Source organism: Flavobacterium panacis (genome assembly GCF_024649945.1).
Lineage (GTDB): Bacteria > Bacteroidota > Bacteroidia > Flavobacteriales > Flavobacteriaceae > Flavobacterium > Flavobacterium panacis.
Genome location: NZ_JANKMS010000005.1, coordinates 273,696 through 291,201 on the forward strand (window position 1 = coordinate 273,696; position 17,506 = coordinate 291,201).

Consider the following 17,506-nt stretch of genomic DNA (forward strand, 5'->3'; position numbering starts at 1 on the left):
TCTTATTATTCTTCGTCTGATTCAATTTCACCGCTTATTCGCTGTGAATTTATCACTTTAAAATCTTTACTAAAATCTATTCCCTGACCATGGGAAACACCTTTTGCATCTGTCAGTTTAAATTTTCTCTCGGTATAAAACCATTCATTTTTCTGATCAAAATACAATTGCTCAGTTTCTAAAACCTGACCTGCTTCTGAGGTAATTTTCACCTTTCCAATCAGATCGATTATTTGTGTAGACTTATACGAAACCGCATAATTCGCTTTTACAAAAGTACGTTTTTGTTTTTTATCATATAAAGTAACATCTATTCCTTTTGGGAATTCTGTAAAAGGAAAATCAAGATTAGAATAGTCCAACATTTTTGGACTTATCAACACGCCTGTTATACGTCCAGAGTCGGTATACTTAATATTAATTGTATCTGCATCACTTCCTGGAACAAACTCAGAGAAGTTAATTTTCTGAACTTCTTTAAAATTACTTTCGCATCCAAAAAATAGTGTCACAGCAAAAACTGTGACAACTAGCAGACTATATCTCTTTGGTAAATTCATTTGCCAAATGTAGTAAATTGTAATGAGCTTAGAAAAGATAAAATATTATGTTTATTGGAATCTACTCTTCACGAACCATTTGTCGTTGAAAGAGAAACTCAAACTAAAATTCACGTAATTTTCTTGTACTAAATTAGAAGAAACAGTACCACGTTTACCAAATTCAATTCCAAAATTCACATTGGAGTAAGAACCCGGAACAGGAATTCCAGCTCCAAGACTCAATCCGATATCTTTAATTGATTCGTTATTCACTATCAAACCAATTTTTTCATATTTCAAACCTGCTCTATAAGTAATTCTGCTCATATAACTTGTAAAAGAGTTATAATTAGGCAAGTAATATCCACCAACAGCATATTTTGAATAACTTTCATAACTAACATTCTCAGCAGAATTATAGTAATTTGCCAATTGCCCAGCTCCCTGGAAAGTCATATTTGCTCCAACAAGCCATTTTCTTGCCTCTCCAAGACCTAATCCAATACTTAATTTATTAGGAAGTCTTAAATCAGTTGAATTTGTTGGATATGCATAAGGATCCGGATCACCTTGAACCGAAATTACTCTAGTATTATCTGAGCTCAAATTACTAGCAAATGAATAACTCAAACTAGAAAACAAACTCATTTTCTTATATACTTTTTTCTGATACATTGTACCTATACTAAAAGCCATTCCTGATATTTCAGAAGTATTTACCTCTGCTGTACCATTGTCAACTCCTGTAATCGCTTCAACGCTTGTTGTCGTGATTTTTCCAAAGTTATATTGGGCATCTACACCAATATTCCAACCCTTTGTGATTTTATAACCTAATCCGAAGTATACTTTATTTACCCCTCCTTTTCCATCAAGCTGTGAACTAGTTGCTCCTTCTGTTGCCGAATTATCAGTACGAATTTTGTATCCTACAGAAGTAACAGGTATTAAACCAAATGAAGCACCAAATTTCCCCATCGGAATTCCTAATGCTAAATAATCAAAAGTAGTACGCTGTGCCTTTTCTGACTGAGAACTTGTTTTTAAATTAGAAGTCGCAAATGTTCCTCCAACCGTAAAAGTCGTTTGCATTAAGCTGGCGTAACTTGCCGGATTTTCTAAATTTAAGTGAATCGAATCCTGCTCAACCGCAACCCCTGCCATCATTCTGTTTTCAAGTGTTCCCTTGAATCTCACATCTCCTATTCCGAAAAAAGAATAAGGCGAAGCAGTACCTTGTTGAGCGAATGAAACGAACGATATAAGCAAACAAGCGCTTATTAATACTTTTTTAATCATTGTCGATTTTATATTGATATGTTTGGTTCAAACTCTCCAGAAGGAAATTTGAATTGGCAAATATGGTATTTTTTAATCGTTTAGCCAAAAAATCTGCATCGCCACCCGTTAAAATTATGATAAAATTTGAAAAGTCCCCGCGATAATCATCGATAAAACCGTCAATCTCATAGACGAAACCGTTGACAACTCCAGAATGTATGGCTTGTGCGGTTGAGTTTCCGATATAATCATCAGGTGCCTCTAAGGTCAGTAACGGCAGTCTGGCCGTAAAATTATGTAAAGATTCATAACGCAAACGAAGTCCTGGAGAGATCGCTCCTCCTAAATAATTGTCATTTTCGTCGATAAAATCGTAGGTAATGCAGGTTCCTGCATCAATAACCAATCTGTTTTGTTTTGGAAATTGAAGGGTTGCGCCAGCCGCCAAAATCATACGATCTATCCCCAAAGTTTTTGGAGTTGCATATTTATTATGAAACGGAAAAACATCTTCGTGTGTAAAAAAATGAACTCGAAGTTGTTTTTCGAATGTCAAAAAGGATTGTTTTTCGATATTTCCAACCGAAGCAACGACCAAATCGGAACAATCTGGAAACTCATTTAAAATTTTTTTTATTTTTTCTTCAAGCTCTGTTTTCTCAAAAATAAAATTCTTCAGAGCAGTATTCCCCTCAAAGACAGACGCTTTAATTCGGGTGTTTCCAACATCAATAGTTAAAACCATTTTCCTTTTTTGTTTCTGCGAAGATACGAATTGATTTTTTTTCTAAAATGTTTTGGAGAAACGGAAAATGATTCTATCTTTGCACCCGCAATACGCACAAAACGGTACCTTAGCTCAGATGGTAGAGCAATGGACTGAAAATCCATGTGTCCCTGGTTCGATCCCTGGAGGTACCACCAAAACCCGAATATTTCTATTCGGGTTTTTTGTTTTTTATACTTTTTTGGTTTAGCCGCACATTTCTACAACTTTCAGAAACTAAAATTTAAGAATTTTTGCGTTTTTTCTCTGGCCTTTTTATGGTTATATTTTTATAATAATTAAGTTCCATTATACTAAAGATTTCTTGAATTGAATTGATGTTAGTATCAGATGTTTTTATCTCATAGGGATGAGTAAATGGAGAATAATATTGAGTCTTCATTTCATTATTACATCTTACAACTAATACATACAAAGTACTATGACCATGGACTCTCTCGCACTTCTGATAATAACTTCCTTTTTCTAAAACTTCTGAAACAAACCTTAATTTCTTTTTATCTGCCTCAGAAAAGCCAATATCTTCGGTAAATTTTTCTGTTTTTATTAAAGCTTTAAAAACCTTCATCAAAATCAACTATAAAAAATCTATTAGCTCCACTACCCTCTTCCCACTTATAAAGTAGAATTCCATTTTTTACTTTTGTAAAATCTGCAAATTGACTTTTATAAAAAACAGAGTCTTTCATAAAATCTATGTATCGCCCTTGAAGAATTTCCGAAGGCGTCAAAATTGCTTCGCATTTGTTTTCATCAGAATTTCTTTTTACTTGACCTTGCCCAATCGCAAAAATCAAACAAAGAAATAGTATAAAAGCTTGCTTCATATAGTTACATAAATGGAATACTTCAAATATAAATTAGATTTTCACAACTTTAAACTTCTAAAAAAGGAAAAAATGTAAAGGCTCACAAAGCTAAAAACAACTTTATGAACCTTGCGTAATTTTTGCGCTCTTTGCGGTTAAACCCTTTTTTACTTCAAAACCAAAAGTCAACAAATTAATAGTTTTTGTTAAAAAAGTATTGACTGAATAAAAAAATATCTTATATATTCGTAAAACTATATTTTTACCTTTCAATTATTAACAAGATCTCAAAGCAGTTTTATGAGCAAAACTTCTACTAAGGGCATTTGGAAAGTAATTTCGGCCTCTTCTATGGGTACCATGATCGAGTGGTATGACTTTTACATCTTCGGCAGTCTAGCCGTTGTAATTTCTACAAAATTTTTCCCCAGTGATAATCCAACCGCAGCGTTTTTATCCACTTTAGCCACTTTTGCGGCTGGATTTGTAGTGCGTCCTTTTGGAGCCTTATTCTTTGGAAGACTTGGAGATATTATTGGCCGTAAATATACTTTTATGGCTACCTTATTATTAATGGGAGGTTCTACTTTTTTAATTGGATGTATTCCGAGCTACGAAACAATTGGTTTTCTTGCTCCTTTATTGGTTTTAATTTTACGATTACTTCAAGGACTTGCTCTTGGAGGCGAATATGGTGGCGCTGCAACTTATGTAGCAGAACATGCTCCAGCCGGACAAAAAGGTTATTGGACTTCTTGGATTCAAACTACGGCTACGGTTGGTTTGTTTATTTCATTAATGGTTATTCTTGCTACTAAAAGTATGCTTTCTCCAGAAGCTTTTGATTTATGGGGATGGCGTGTTCCTTTCTGGGTTTCCGTTGCCATGGTCGGTGTTTCTTACTTGATTCGAAAAAACATGGACGAATCTCCTGTTTTTGCGAAAGCTAAAAAGGAAGGAACGACAAGTACAAATCCTTTAAAAGAGAGTTTTGGAAACCGATATAATTTAAAGTTTGTTTTATTGGCTTTATTTGGAGCGACAATGGGACAGGGAGTTGTCTGGTATACAGGGCAATTTTATGCGATGAGTTTTATGAAAACGGTTATGAATGTTGATTCTTCTCAGGTAGATGAATTATTAGGAATTGCACTTTTGATTGGAACTCCATTTTTTATTATTTTCGGATGGCTAAGTGACAAAATTGGACGTAAATATATTATGATGCTAGGAATGTTGCTGGCTATACTATCATACAGACCCATTTATAAGGCAATGTATGAAACAACAGACATTAGCAAGAAAACCGAAATTATTGAAAATCCTACCGTTTTAACTGAAAACACTGCTGATGGAGGCTCTGTAACTACCATTCAAAAAAAATATACTGATGATACATCCGTAGTGGAGAAAAAAACGTACATAGGCAAAAAAGATGCTCAAACCAGCATTTCAGTAACAATTAATTCAAGTGATAAATGGACTTTAATCTTCTTCGTTTTTATACAAGTACTATTTGTAACGATGGTGTATGGTCCGATTGCCGCTTTCTTAGTCGAAATGTTTCCAACCAAAATTAGATATACTTCTATGTCATTACCTTACCATGTTGGAAACGGAATTTTTGGAGGTTTACTTCCTGCTATTTCTACTTATTTTGTATCTCACGCCAAAACAGCTGGCAAAACCGATTTTTATCTTGACGGATTATGGTATCCTATTATTATTGCAGGAATCTGCTTTGTAATTGGAATGATTTATATTGACAACAAAAACGAAACTACTCACCTTTAAAATTTAAAAAATGAACAAAATCAAACAAGTTTTAGGGGCTTTATGGATTGCTTTAGCAGCGGCGGCGGCTTATTTCTGTGTATTTGAATTTGGCTTACCTAAACTACTTTCTGAACAACAAGACGATTTGGTATTTGGTGCAATTATTCTCTTCATACTAACTCCTCTTATTGTTATGGGCTTAGGAACATTTGGGTATTATTCGCTTATTGGAGAATACAATAAAAAGAAATAAAGAAAAACAATCTGCAAAAATTAGAAAAGGGCTGACTGCAAACATGCAGAACAGCCCTTGTCGTTACTAACCTAACCAAATTTTTAATCTGTAAAGATTTATTTTTACGTTTATCTTTTAATAAACTTCATGATTTGAGTTTTATGATTTTCATCTGAAGCTTTCACGATATACAATCCCGTTTGTAATTCACTTACACCAAATTGAAAATCTGAAGAAGCATTAGCATTAAAACTTTTCACCAATTGTCCAGAAACTGAATAAATCTGAACTTTTGTAAAACCTGCATTTAAAGTAAAATAATCACTAACTGGATTTGGATACAGACTAACTGAATTTCCCTTTTCAAAATCGTCTATTGCCAAATTCGCAACCTTATTTCCGTAAATTCGATATTCTCCTGCTGGCAGATTTACTGTTGCATTTACATCTGTTACAGCAATAGTTGTATTATCCATTAAATTGTACCAAGTTCCTGCATACGGAAAACCTGTTGCTACATTTTGTCCTGTAGTATCAAAATTTGCTAAAATTAAAACGTCTTTTAACTGTTCTGAAGTTAAGCTGCTATTTGTTATTTTGATGTTTACTGTTAATGAATTCGTATTTGGAATTGTTGCAGTTCCTGAAAAAACGGGTTCTGTTTTTTTAAGCGTAATCATCTTTGCCCAATCGTTATAGATTTTATTACGATTAGAGTTTCCTAACCAATTATTCACCCACTGAGGCTGTGGTTTTGTATCTAATTTACAGTCTCCACCAGTCGCATCGGTATCTGTATTTACTGTATTATCATTACAAGTAAAAATAGAACTCTCCCAACCTAGTTCTCCAAAATGCCAAATCATTTTTGGCCCCGGAACTAATAATGAAACCGCTCCAATGGCTGACATTCTTGATAAAGCAGTATTTAATGTTTTTACATTATAAGTACCATTTACAGCTCCGTATTGTATATTTTTATACATCAAACGTTCTTCGTCATGACTTTCGGCATAACCTATTAAACGATTTGCTGCAAAACCTCTGTTTGAACTTAACATTTTTGAAATATTGCTATCAGAAGCATATCCCATCGATAATTGATTGTAAGGATTTGTCATTTTCCCCCACATCATAATTCCTTTGCTTGGTGTTTCAGAAACTTTATAATCGGCCCATTGTTTTTCTTCGGCGTCGGTTCCTAAATGCTCAAAAATGGTATAATGTGTAGGATCTAAACTCCAAGAATAATCAGCATATTTTTTCAAAACATCTACTCTGTCTTGCTGATAAGCATCGGTGCATGCATTATCTGAAGCTGTACAAGCTTGAGTAAATCCTTTTGTCAAATCCCATCTGAAACCGTCAATTTTATATTCCTGAATCCATTGTTTGATTACTCTTTCTACATAATATTGTGTTTTGGCAGACTGATGATTAAAATCTTCCCCGACATTATAACTGTGTTTAGCCACTGTATTAAAATATGGATTCTCAGTTGTTGGCGAACCAAAACCATCTCCATCAGGATCATTCATCCACATTCTCACCATCGGATTTCTTCCAAAAGCATGATTTAATGCAACATCAAGAATTACTGCTATTCCGTTTTGGTGACACAAATCGATAAATTCTTTTAATTTATCTGATGTTCCGTAAAATTTGTCTAATGCCATATGAAAGGAAGTATTGTACCCCCAACTTTCATTGCCTTCAAATTCCATAACTGGCATCAATTCGATTGCATTTATTTTAAGATTTTTAAAATAATCTATTTTATCTATTAAACTCTGATAACTTCTACCTGCATCAAAATCACGAACTAAAACCTCATAAACTACTAACTTTTCTTTTTCAGGTTTTACAAAATTGGTAACCTGCCAATTATAAGGAGTTTGTCCTGTTTTCAAAACTGTCACTTCAAAATTCTGTCCCGCTGGATAAACCGGCATATTTGGGTATTTTACCGAAGGAATAGAAGAATCATCATAAGGAGACAAAACCAAAGTCGAATACGGATCTGCTGTTTTCACCATTTTAGGAGAATTAGCTATTGGCGCATTAGCTACAACCCAATATTGATAAGTATTATTTGCACCAGAAACCAATCCTGTCAATTCTAACCAGAATTTACCCGAAACTGGATCTTTTTTCATTGCATAAGCAGATGTTGGCTGCCAATTGTTGAAACTTCCAGCAACATAAACGAAATCTTTTAATGGTGCATCTAAAACCAAAGTTGCTTTTGTAACATCGCTAGAATTATAATTGATTCCGTCAACCAAACCCGTTGGCATCGCCTGCGAAACCGTATTTGGATTTACAACAACTGTAAACTTTTTAGAAATTGTAGTGGTTCCCTGAGTCACTATCAACTCATAATTTTGATTTCCTGTTATATTAGTATGATTATAAGAATAGCTGGAAGTACTTGCATTTGTATTTATTGTTATTCCGTTTGATTTTAAAGTATAGCTAGCAACTCCATTTGTATTTGTTGCAGCAATATTAAAACCAGAACCCGAAGAAATAATTGAAGTACTGTTTTCAACTGGTGAAGTTAACGAAACCTGAAAAGACCCAACTTCAACCACAATATCTTGTGATTGTTTACTACCCGTTCCGTCTTTAGCTTTGATTAGAAATCCAATTCTTCCGATTCCATTTCTATTAAAATATACAGAAGGAGTAAATGATTTTGTATAAGTATCTGTTCCTGCATTATAAGTAAATTTGGCTGCTTCATTTGATGCGGTCCATGAACCGTTTGAAGGAGAATCCATTTGGCTCGTATCATTTACATCATAAGACCATGACCAAAGATAAAGTGCATTTCCTGTTACACCCCAAGTACTTTCATTAATAGAACTTCCATTAATCGTAATCGTTATAGGCGTGGTGTCTTCAAATGTTGATGGATTTATGGAGTAAGTCACTGTCTGCACTTGGGCAAAAACAGTTACTGCCATCAACAAAAAAATTGATAGTAAAGTTTTTTTCATAATCAGTGTGGTTATTTGATTAGTTAGTTTGATTAAAAAAGGGCTATCAGCAGATAGCCCTTTTTTGTAAAGAAATTAGAAACTAGTCTAATGTTATTTTTTTAGCACCGTTGTCGATAGTTAAAACTCGTGGTCCTGTTGGCCCTGTATATTTAAAGTTATTATCACCATCACCAGCATTTACTAATTCATCGTCGATAGTGTAACCTAAACTTGAGTAGTGCGTATAATTGTTACTCTTATCCCAGTTACCATTACTTGTAAAGTTATTTCCTAAGAACTCTCTAAAAGCTTCTCCACTTTTAAGAACAACTGTTACTCGGTATACATCTGTTTTTCCAACAACTAATGGAAACTCAGTTTCTGCATCACCATCCCAAGTCCATCCACCTGGAGTTGCAGCACCCACTAACCAGTGAGATGACGCTAACGGAACGTGGTAAGGAGTAGCTTTAAATGTATAGAAGTTTGAATATTGCGCTTCAGCTCCAATTCCAACAGTAGATTTAATACGGATATCAACACTGTTTTCTTCTTTTTCTATAAAACCACCATTTACTAAAGCAGAATTTAATTCAGCAACCGTTAAAGCTTTATAGCGTGCAGTTGTAGTAGTTACAGCAATTGGTGCAGCAAATTTAGTTCCTGCTTTTGCTACTTCAATCGTGTAGTTTACTACAGTTGGAGTACCATCATATTTAGCATCATCCCAAACTACAGTTGTAGCAACATTGTTTTCTGTTTCTTTAGAAAGAACAATATTAAAGTCATTTTGTGGTGTTAACAAAACCGGCTCAGTAACCGGATTAATTACTGGTCTGTTCTCCACATCATCTGCATTACACGACACCGCTAAAACGCTAATGAATGCAACTAAAATTTTATATGTATTTTTCATTTTCTTAATTTTTATAAGGTTAGTTAGTATCCTGGATTTTGTTTTAAAGTTGGATTAGCTTGAATAGCTGTTGATGGAATTGGCATTAGATCTCTAAATGAGTCTGTAGAACTACCATTTTTAACTCCACCTTTCCATTGCCAAAGTTTAGATCCTCCTGTGAATTTTCCAAAACGAATCAAATCTGTTCTTCTGTGGCACTCCCAAAACAACTCTCTTGCTCTTTCATCTAAAATAAAATCTAATGTAAATTCTGATGTCGTAACAATTCCAGCGCCAGCTCTTACTCTAATTTTATTTACAAGCTCTAATGCTGTTGCAACGTTTCCTGAAGCAGCTCCTCTAAGTGTAGCCTCTGCATACATCAAATACACGTCTGAAAGTCTGTACATAGGGAAATCTGTATCTGGAATATCAGTTCTTTGAGCTGCTGTTCCGTCAGAATTTAAATTAGAGTACTTCGTAACTGCATAACCGTTTGTGAAAACACTTGCATCTGTAACATCCAAAGTTTGGCCATTTGTATAGAAAGTACCTCTTTTATCTCCTGAAGCATCTGTATCTGGAAATAATTTAACAAACTCTGGTCTGGTTCTTATACCAGCCCATCCTCCATTCATTCCTTGTTTACCAGCATCCATACTACCTCCAATAGAAGCATGAAGAATAAAGCTCATTCCTCCACCTGTTGCTCTAATTTGATTACCATCTCCAATAACTGGGAAAATAACTTCTGTCTGAGCTCCATTTCTGTCATTATTTGCTGCAAATAAATAGTTGTAAGGAACATTTGCAAAAGTATAACCAGAACCTGTTATAATATCATTACAAACAACTGCTGCGTCATTGAATCTCTCTGTTCCGGTATAAACTTTTGAGTTAAGATAGATTTGTGCCAACAAGAATTTTGCAGCAGTTTTATCTACTCTTCCGTACTCATTTGTCTTTGAAGCTGCTAAACCAGCATCGATATCTTTCAATTCAGATTCTACATAAGCAAAAACTTCTGCTCTTGTTTTTTGTTCAGGATAGAACAAACCAACAGGATCTTTTTCGGTAGTAATTGGCACATTTCCAAACAAGTCCATTAAATTATAGTATGAAAAAGCTCTTAAAAATCGAGCTTCAGCTCTAAAAGTTGCAATCTCAGCTTTCAAACTTGAATCAAAACCTCTTTCAGTTAATTTTTCATCAGTAGTTTGTCTCAAGAATTCATTCGCCACACTAATTTCATAAAAAGCTCTTGAAAAAATTCCGTACAAAAACTGATTACTAGGGCTCCATCTTTGCATATTTAATGCAGGCAAACCATCATCATTCCAAGCTACGATAGCTTCATCAGTCGGAAATTCCTGTGTAACAAACATTAGCCTTAAGTAACTGCTAAAATCACCACCAAGCCCCTGGATATCCGGAGTACCATCACCATCATTACCTCCTACATACAATCCTGCATATAATTTTGCCAGAACTTGTTTGTACGATGTCGGATCTTTGAAAAAGTCATCAGAAAGAAATTCATCATCATCCTTTGGCGTAACATTTAGATCGTCTGTACACGAGGTAAGCGTCATACTTAATCCTAATACTAATAGGAGAAAATAAGATATATATTTAAATGATATTTTCATTTTGTTTATTTTTAAATTTAATTTTCAATCTACTATTAGAAATTCGCGTTTACCCCAAACAAAAATGTTCTCGGTCTTGGATACACATTATTGTCTATACCATTAAATTTCTCAGGATCCAAACCATTGTATTTAGTCAAAACAAAAACATTTTGAACTCCAGCAGTAAATCTCAGTGAAGCAGCTTTTAATAATGTTTTATCAAAAGTGTACCCCAATACAATGTTATCTAACTTGATGAAAGAAGCATCTTTTACATAATAATCTGAATAGTTACGTTGTGTACCATTTGAATTACTTTCTGTAGTAAAACCTGTATTATAGTAATCTGCACTAACATTAGACAAATCAGACTGTCTTCTTAAACCAGCTTCTGCATAACCTAAATTAGAACTTACGTTGTCGTAGATATAGTTATTTAAACTTGCTCTCCAATTCATTGTAAAGTCAAACTTTTTGTAGTTTAAAGTTGAAAACAATCCAAAAGTATAATCTGCAGTTGGTTTGTGGAATTTGTAACGATCTGCATCAGTTATAACTCCATCACCATTTCTGTCAGCAAAAGCGCCCTGAATTGGTCTTTTGTTAGCATCGTATAATTGCTCAAATACAAAGAATGAATTTGGAGCATACCCTTCTGAATGAATCAAAACCTGATTTCCTGATCCTCCAGCAATTACATCTCCCGTAATATATCCTTGGAATCCTGGAACAGAAACTCCTAAATCAGAAATTTTCTGATCAATGTACGTTGCATTAACTGCAACATTCCATGTTAAATTATCATTCTTAATAATATCAGACTGAAGGTTAAACTCGATACCTTTAGTTCTTACACTTCCTACGTTATTATATCCTTTATTTCTGATATTTGCTCCATCTGGAACTGGAATCTCAGCCAAAAGGTCACTTGATTTTTTATCGAAATAGTTTACAGTACCTGTAATTCTATCATTAAGGAATCCGAAATCAATACCAAAGTTCATCTCCGCAAGTTCTTCCCATTTAATGTCCGGATTGTATCCTTCTGGTCTTGCAGCTCTGTAAACCACACCATCAAACAGATATTGTGTATTGATCGTTCCTAAAGTTACCCTTCTTAAGTAGTCATATTGTGGTCCAATATCCTGTTGTCCAGTTGTACCGTAACCTGCTCTTAATTTTAAGCTTGAAAGAGTTTCATTTCCTTTTAAGAATGATTCTTCAGCAATATTCCATGCTAAAGCAGCTCCAGCAAAATTACCCCATCTGTTTTCTTTAGAGAATCTTGAAGTTCCGTCTCTTCTGTAATTTACAGTAAGTAAATATCTACTGTCATATCCTAAATTTACACGTCCAAAAAACGATTGTAAATTAACGTCCGGATCTGTAGTAACGTCTTCTTTTGGATTAGGCTCTCTAGTTTGACCAGAATCATAACCTTCTCTCTCAAACATTTGGTAGTTGTATCCTGCTGTTGCATCAATTTTAAATTTCCCTACATCTTTAGTATAGTTAAAATAAGCATTCAGGTTTTTATTCTGACGACTATCTGTATAATGAGTATATCCACCATAATTTACCCAGTCTCCTTTATCAAATAGATTTGGCTGATATCCTAAAGCACTTAGTGAACTAACCTCAGTAAAACCATTACTATTAAATTTATCTATACCTGCTTCTACAACAGCTCTTAAATCTTCAAAGAAATGAAGTTTATAATCTAATCTAATATTACCCCATTTTCTTGTAGAAGTAGCTCTTCTATTATCTTGGTTTAATCTTGCTACAGGGTTTCTTGCTGGTAACAACGGAAGGTTACCAGTTGGCTCTAACCATTCGAAATATCCTCCATAACGAGAATTTGCATCGTAAACTGGTTGCGTTGGATCAAATCCGATTGCACTTCCTATGACTCCTCCTTCATCCTGAAATTGATTTTTACCAAAAGCAATATTACCACTGATATCAATTTTTAAATGATTATCAAATAAAACAGGATTTAACGATAACGATGTCGTAGTTCTTTCAAAAGAAGTATTTCTTAGGATTCCAGGATTATCAACATTTCCTACAGATAATCTTACTGGAAGTTTATTGAATAAAGAACCACTAACCGAAATATTATTATTGGTTGTCAACGCTGTATGAAAGATTTCATCCTGCCAGTTTGTATTTGCTGTACCCAACAAAGCTTTTTGTGCAGCTGTTCCTTTTTCGTTAACAAATGCACGATATTGATCTGCACTCATTACATCTACAGTATTGGCAACAGTATTAATACCAACTTGAGAACTAAAGTTTACTTTTACACTACCTTTAGATCCTTTTTTAGTTGTAATTACAATTACACCATTTGCTGCACGAGAACCATAAATTGCTGCAGCAGAAGCATCTTTCAAGACTGTAAATGATTCGATATCGTTTGGATCAATTGTAGAAAGAATACTTGTTGACCCATTAGGAACCGCATTACTCATTGGTAAACCATCAATTACAATTAAAGGCTCGTTTGAAGCACTTAAAGAAGATCCTCCACGAATTCTAATATCTGCTTTAGCTCCTGGCGCTCCTCCTCCAACAACATTAACACCAGAAATACGACCGCTAATTAAGCTTTCTGGAGTTACGTTAATTCCTTTATTAAATTCTTTAGCTGAAATTTGAGAAACAGAACCTGTTGCGTCTTTTTTCTTAACAGTTCCATAACCTACCTGAACCACAACTTCTTTAAGTTGATTCGTATCTTCTTCTAACGATACAGCTAAGTTTTTTTGACCATTAAACACTATAGTCGATGTTTTGTATCCAATAAATGAAACCAGAATTTTGTCTCCATTTTTTAGATTTGGCAATTGAAATTTACCATCAAAATCAGTAGAGGTACCTCCAACAGCACCTTGTACGTTTACATTTACTCCCGGTATTGGCTGACCCGTGGCAAGATCAGTTACTGTTCCACTTAAAGTGCTTTGAGCGAACACAGTAAACGGAAGCAGTAGGAATAAAAATAACAACTTTTTGTAAATTGTTTTCATACTTTTTGTTTAAATTAGTTTGAGTTTGTGAATGTTAGTTAAGTCTTTAATTTTACTTCGAATTTCAAAATTATGAATTTATTAACATGCTCAACCAGAGACAATTTTTATTGCTTTACGAAAACGTGGTAGTGTTGAAAACTTTCTATTTTTTGTAATCTTTTAGCGTTAAAATTGCAAATACAAAAATTATTATACACCTTTATTACTAATTAGATTTTTTTCAATTAATACCATGAAACGTAAAATAACCCTAAAACAGATCGCAAAGGAACTTGACGTCTCAATTTCAACTGTCTCAAAATCACTCCGAAACAGCCTTGAAATTGGAGAAGAAACCAGAGAAAAAGTTCAGGCTTTTGCAAAGTTTTATAACTACAAACCAAACAACATTGCTCTTAGTTTAAAAAACCGAAAAACCAAGAGTATTGGCATCATCATTCCCGAAATCGTACACTACTTTTTCTCTACTGTGATCAACGGAATTGAGCAGGTTGCAAACGAATATGGCTATAGTGTTGTCATCTGTGTTTCTGATGATTCTTTTGATAAAGAAGTCTTAAATATGGAGATGTTAGCCAATGGAAGTATCGACGGATTTATCATGTCTCTTTCTAAAGAAACACAGTTTAAAGGCGATTTTCATCATATCACAGAAGTAATCAATCAGGGAATGCCCGTAGTCATGTTTGATCGCGTTACAAACGACATTTTATGCGATAAAGTCATTATTGATGATAAAGCTGCAGCTTATGAAGCGGTTCAAAGTTTGATTGATAATGGACGAAAAAAAATCGCTTTGGTAACTACAGTAGATTATGTTAGTGTTGGAAAACTGAGAACTGACGGTTATGAAAAAGCATTATTAGACAACGGATTACCCTTTAATGAAGATCTAATTATCAAAATTGAAGATGTAGATACCTGTGAAATTACCATCAGTCAACTTCTACATGATAGAGCTTTTGATGCTGTTTTTGCTGTAAATGAGCTTTTTGCGGTAACTATTATCAAAACTGCAGCAAAAATGGGATTAAAAGTTCCTGAAGATTTAGCGGTAATTGCTTTTACAGACGGAATTATCTCAAAATATTCAACTCCAACCATTACAACTGTAAGTCAAAGTGGTGAAAAAATGGGTAATAAAGCAGCTAAAATGCTTATTGAGCGCATAGAAGCCGAAGAAGATGACGACGAAGAACATACTGAAAATTATACCACCGAAGTTATAGAAACTCATTTAATAAAAAGAGAATCTACTGACTAATTTTCTTAAAATCAATACCTTCTAAAGCCATAATTTATTTTTATGGCTTTTTTATTAGCATATATAAAAAAATAATTTATACTTTTACGGCCGTCAAGGCTTTTAGTTTTACTTCGAAAAGAACAAAGTTTTGATAAGCAAGGCGCTTATCGTATAATTTTCAAATTACGATAATGGAAAAGCGTAAATTAAGTTTCTGGGAAATTTGGAACATGAGTTTTGGTTTCTTAGGAATACAAATGGGATTTGCACTTCAGAATGCAAATGCCAGCAGAATTCTTCAAATTTTTGGTGCCGACGTACATGAACTTTCGTGGTTCTGGATTATTGCTCCCTTAATGGGATTAATAGTGCAACCTATTATTGGTCATTACAGCGATAAAACCTGGGGAAGATTCGGCAGACGAAAACCTTTCTTTTTAGTGGGAGCCGTTTTAGCTTCGGTGGGATTAATTTTAATGCCGCAGGCTAATATTTTCATTTCTGTTTTACCAGCCTTATGGGTTGGAGCTGGAATGTTAATGATCATGGATGCTTCTTTCAACATTGCTATGGAACCTTTCCGTGCTTTGGTTGGCGATAATTTAAGAACAGATCAACGTACTGCAGGATTTAGTATCCAAACTTCATTAATTGGTTTTGGAGCCGTAATTGGTTCAGCACTTCCGTACATTTTGACGAAGTATTTTGGAGTGCCAAACAGCACTGTTCCAGGAAGTGTTCCGTTAAATTTGACTTTATCGTTCATTATTGGTGCGGCAGTTTTAATTGGTTCTATCTTAGTAACCTTATTCACAACCAAAGAATACTCACCTGAAGAATTGGCAAAATTTGAAGATCCACAAAATGAGGTGATTTCTGATTCTGAAGAAAAATCAAAAATTACAGACATCTTTACCGATTTTGCAAAAATGCCAACCACAATGCGTCAGCTTAGCTGGGTGCAGTTTTTTTCTTGGTTCGGATTATTCGGAATGTGGGTTTTTACAACACCAGCCATTGCACATCATATTTACGGATTACCATTAGAGGACACTTCTAGCCAGCAATATCAAGACGCTGGAGACTGGGTCGGAATTCTGTTTGGCGTTTACAACTTAGTTTCTGCCATTGTCGCTTTGTTCTTTTTACCCTACATCGCTAAAAAAATCGGTCGAAAAGCAACACATTCACTTTCATTAATTATTGGCGGAATTGGTTTAATCTCCATTTATTTCATGCCAAATGAAAATTGGGTTGTGCTACCGATGATTTTAATTGGAGTAGCATGGGCTAGTATTTTGGCTATGCCATATGCCATTCTTGCCGGATCTATTACACCTAAAAAAATGGGTGTTTATATGGGAATCTTCAACTTCTTTGTTGTTATTCCGCAGATTGTAAATGCGTTAATCGGAGGTCCAATTGTAAAATATCTTTATAATGGAGATGCCATTTATGCTTTGGTTACTAGTGGTGTCAGCTTTCTAATTGCTGCAGCTTTAGTTTCTAAAGTAAAAGACGTAGACGACTTTTCTCAAAAATCATAATTAAGAATAATTTTTCCCTCACAATGAACAAAAAGGCATTTATATTCGACCTCGACGGCGTAATTGTAGACACCGCCAAATACCACTTTTTGGCCTGGCAGAAAATCGCTCAGTCATTAAATATAAATTTTACACACGAAGACAATGAACTTTTAAAAGGCGTGAGCCGAGTTCGTTCGCTAGACATTATACTTGGATTAGGCAATGTTCAGGCTTCTCAAGAAGACAAAGACAAATGGCTGATTCAAAAAAACGAAGATTATTTATCTTATTTAGTTGACATGGATGAAAGTGAGATTCTTCCAGGAGTTTTGAAAATTCTACAACTTTTAAAAGATTTAAATCAAGGAATTGCATTAGGTTCTGCCAGCAAAAATGCAAGACCAATTCTAGAAAAAACAGGAATCATCTCTTACTTCGATGTTATTGTGGACGGAAATGACGTTACCAATGCAAAACCAGATCCTGAAGTTTTCTTAAAAGCGGCTCAATCGTTAAACATTGATCCAAAAAATTCAATTGTATTTGAAGATTCTGTTGCCGGAATTCAGGCAGCAAATATTGCAGAAATGGTAAGTGTTGGAATTGGCGAGGAAACAATTTTACATGAAGCTGATCATATTTTTAAAGATTTTACCCAAATCACACCAGACTTTATTAACGACTTAATTAGTCAATGAGAAAATTTGATAATTAGATAATTCCTAAAAATGAGAATAATTTAATTACCAC

Annotated in this window: 14 protein-coding genes and 1 tRNA gene; 6 read left to right on the top strand and 9 right to left on the bottom strand. The window is 34.3% G+C overall.

The window, feature by feature from the left end; translation table 11 throughout:
* Nucleotides 1–5 precede the first annotated feature (5 nt).
* The 3 genes from lptC to NQQ59_RS13030 are packed head-to-tail and all read right to left on the bottom strand — an operon-like array spanning nucleotide 6 to nucleotide 2,568.
* Nucleotides 6–560, bottom strand: coding sequence for an LPS export ABC transporter periplasmic protein LptC (gene lptC / locus NQQ59_RS13020; RefSeq protein WP_144215688.1), 555 nt, complete (start codon nucleotides 558–560; stop codon nucleotides 6–8).
* 51 nt (nucleotides 561–611) lie between these two features.
* On the bottom strand, nucleotides 612–1,841 hold the full coding sequence (locus NQQ59_RS13025; RefSeq protein ID WP_144215689.1) for a hypothetical protein: 1,230 nt from the start codon (nucleotides 1,839–1,841) through the stop codon (nucleotides 612–614).
* On the bottom strand, nucleotides 1,834–2,568 hold the full coding sequence (locus NQQ59_RS13030; protein WP_144215690.1) for a type III pantothenate kinase: 735 nt from the start codon (nucleotides 2,566–2,568) through the stop codon (nucleotides 1,834–1,836). The genes NQQ59_RS13025 and NQQ59_RS13030 overlap by 8 nt, the downstream gene beginning before the upstream one ends.
* 103 nt (nucleotides 2,569–2,671) lie before the next feature.
* Here NQQ59_RS13030 and NQQ59_RS13035 point away from each other — a divergent pair.
* Nucleotides 2,672–2,747 (top strand) — tRNA-Phe (locus NQQ59_RS13035).
* A gap of 86 nt (nucleotides 2,748–2,833) precedes the next feature.
* On the opposite strand, the gene NQQ59_RS13040 is transcribed toward NQQ59_RS13035, so the two are convergent.
* Both NQQ59_RS13040 and NQQ59_RS13045 read right to left on the bottom strand, forming a co-directional pair.
* Nucleotides 2,834–3,178, bottom strand: a complete 345-nt coding sequence (locus NQQ59_RS13040) for a hypothetical protein (RefSeq protein ID WP_144215691.1) — start codon at nucleotides 3,176–3,178, stop codon at nucleotides 2,834–2,836.
* Nucleotides 3,165–3,437 (bottom strand): hypothetical protein, encoded by a 273-nt coding sequence (locus tag NQQ59_RS13045; protein WP_144215692.1) that lies wholly within the window; start codon nucleotides 3,435–3,437, stop codon nucleotides 3,165–3,167. Before NQQ59_RS13045 ends, NQQ59_RS13040 begins: the two co-directional genes overlap by 14 nt.
* 282 nt (nucleotides 3,438–3,719) lie before the next feature.
* Between NQQ59_RS13045 and NQQ59_RS13050 the strand changes: the two genes are divergently transcribed.
* Both NQQ59_RS13050 and NQQ59_RS13055 read left to right on the top strand, forming a co-directional pair.
* Nucleotides 3,720–5,213, top strand: coding sequence for an MFS transporter (locus NQQ59_RS13050; RefSeq protein WP_144215693.1), 1,494 nt, complete (start codon nucleotides 3,720–3,722; stop codon nucleotides 5,211–5,213).
* Nucleotides 5,214–5,223: 10 nt separating this feature from the next.
* Nucleotides 5,224–5,448 carry a DUF6814 family protein gene (locus NQQ59_RS13055; RefSeq protein WP_144215694.1) on the top strand — a complete coding sequence of 75 codons (225 nt, stop codon included), beginning with the start codon at nucleotides 5,224–5,226 and terminating at the stop codon, nucleotides 5,446–5,448.
* Nucleotides 5,449–5,558: 110 nt separating this feature from the next.
* On the opposite strand, the gene NQQ59_RS13060 is transcribed toward NQQ59_RS13055, so the two are convergent.
* The 4 genes from NQQ59_RS13060 to NQQ59_RS13075 all read right to left on the bottom strand — a co-directional run bounded on the left by NQQ59_RS13060 (nucleotide 5,559) and on the right by NQQ59_RS13075 (nucleotide 13,978).
* On the bottom strand, nucleotides 5,559–8,432 hold the full coding sequence (locus NQQ59_RS13060; protein WP_144215695.1) for an alpha-amylase family glycosyl hydrolase: 2,874 nt from the start codon (nucleotides 8,430–8,432) through the stop codon (nucleotides 5,559–5,561).
* An 82-nt stretch (nucleotides 8,433–8,514) separates the two neighbouring features.
* Entirely contained in the window at nucleotides 8,515–9,330 is an 816-nt protein-coding gene (locus NQQ59_RS13065) for a SusE domain-containing protein (RefSeq protein WP_144215696.1), read from the bottom strand.
* Between the two features lie 23 nt (nucleotides 9,331–9,353).
* The gene (locus NQQ59_RS13070) at nucleotides 9,354–10,961 is read right to left on the bottom strand and encodes a RagB/SusD family nutrient uptake outer membrane protein (RefSeq protein ID WP_144215697.1); all 1,608 of its coding nucleotides are present in this window, start codon (nucleotides 10,959–10,961) and stop codon (nucleotides 9,354–9,356) included.
* A gap of 35 nt (nucleotides 10,962–10,996) precedes the next feature.
* A complete protein-coding gene (locus tag NQQ59_RS13075) occupies nucleotides 10,997–13,978 on the bottom strand; it encodes a SusC/RagA family TonB-linked outer membrane protein (protein ID WP_144215698.1) in 2,982 nt (993 codons plus the stop codon).
* Between the two features lie 235 nt (nucleotides 13,979–14,213).
* Here NQQ59_RS13075 and NQQ59_RS13080 point away from each other — a divergent pair, with 235 nt between their 5' ends.
* From NQQ59_RS13080 to pgmB, 3 genes are all read left to right on the top strand, one after another.
* Nucleotides 14,214–15,245 carry a LacI family DNA-binding transcriptional regulator gene (locus NQQ59_RS13080; protein WP_144215699.1) on the top strand — a complete coding sequence of 344 codons (1,032 nt, stop codon included), beginning with the start codon at nucleotides 14,214–14,216 and terminating at the stop codon, nucleotides 15,243–15,245.
* Nucleotides 15,246–15,418: 173 nt separating this feature from the next.
* Nucleotides 15,419–16,774: an MFS transporter gene (locus tag NQQ59_RS13085; protein ID WP_144215700.1), complete on the top strand. Its 1,356-nt coding sequence runs from the start codon at nucleotides 15,419–15,421 to the stop codon at nucleotides 16,772–16,774.
* Between the two features lie 23 nt (nucleotides 16,775–16,797).
* Nucleotides 16,798–17,454, top strand: a complete 657-nt coding sequence (gene pgmB, locus NQQ59_RS13090) for a beta-phosphoglucomutase (RefSeq protein ID WP_144215701.1) — start codon at nucleotides 16,798–16,800, stop codon at nucleotides 17,452–17,454.
* Nucleotides 17,455–17,506 lie beyond the last annotated feature (52 nt).

Excerpts from the sequence above, each read along its gene's own strand:
- lptC (WP_144215688.1), bottom strand. The coding sequence starts at position 560 with ATGAATTTACCAAAGAGATATAGTCTGCTAGTTGTCACAGTTTTTGCT.
- NQQ59_RS13025 (WP_144215689.1), bottom strand. The coding sequence starts at position 1,841 with ATGATTAAAAAAGTATTAATAAGCGCTTGTTTGCTTATATCGTTCGTT.
- NQQ59_RS13030 (WP_144215690.1), bottom strand. The coding sequence starts at position 2,568 with ATGGTTTTAACTATTGATGTTGGAAACACCCGAATTAAAGCGTCTGTC.
- NQQ59_RS13040 (WP_144215691.1), bottom strand. The coding sequence starts at position 3,178 with ATGAAGGTTTTTAAAGCTTTAATAAAAACAGAAAAATTTACCGAAGAT.
- NQQ59_RS13045 (WP_144215692.1), bottom strand. The coding sequence starts at position 3,437 with ATGAAGCAAGCTTTTATACTATTTCTTTGTTTGATTTTTGCGATTGGG.
- NQQ59_RS13050 (WP_144215693.1), top strand. The coding sequence starts at position 3,720 with ATGAGCAAAACTTCTACTAAGGGCATTTGGAAAGTAATTTCGGCCTCT.
- NQQ59_RS13055 (WP_144215694.1), top strand. The coding sequence starts at position 5,224 with ATGAACAAAATCAAACAAGTTTTAGGGGCTTTATGGATTGCTTTAGCA.
- NQQ59_RS13060 (WP_144215695.1), bottom strand. The coding sequence starts at position 8,432 with ATGAAAAAAACTTTACTATCAATTTTTTTGTTGATGGCAGTAACTGTT.
- NQQ59_RS13065 (WP_144215696.1), bottom strand. The coding sequence starts at position 9,330 with ATGAAAAATACATATAAAATTTTAGTTGCATTCATTAGCGTTTTAGCG.
- NQQ59_RS13070 (WP_144215697.1), bottom strand. The coding sequence starts at position 10,961 with ATGAAAATATCATTTAAATATATATCTTATTTTCTCCTATTAGTATTA.
- NQQ59_RS13075 (WP_144215698.1), bottom strand. The coding sequence starts at position 13,978 with ATGAAAACAATTTACAAAAAGTTGTTATTTTTATTCCTACTGCTTCCG.
- NQQ59_RS13080 (WP_144215699.1), top strand. The coding sequence starts at position 14,214 with ATGAAACGTAAAATAACCCTAAAACAGATCGCAAAGGAACTTGACGTC.
- NQQ59_RS13085 (WP_144215700.1), top strand. The coding sequence starts at position 15,419 with ATGGAAAAGCGTAAATTAAGTTTCTGGGAAATTTGGAACATGAGTTTT.
- pgmB (WP_144215701.1), top strand. The coding sequence starts at position 16,798 with ATGAACAAAAAGGCATTTATATTCGACCTCGACGGCGTAATTGTAGAC.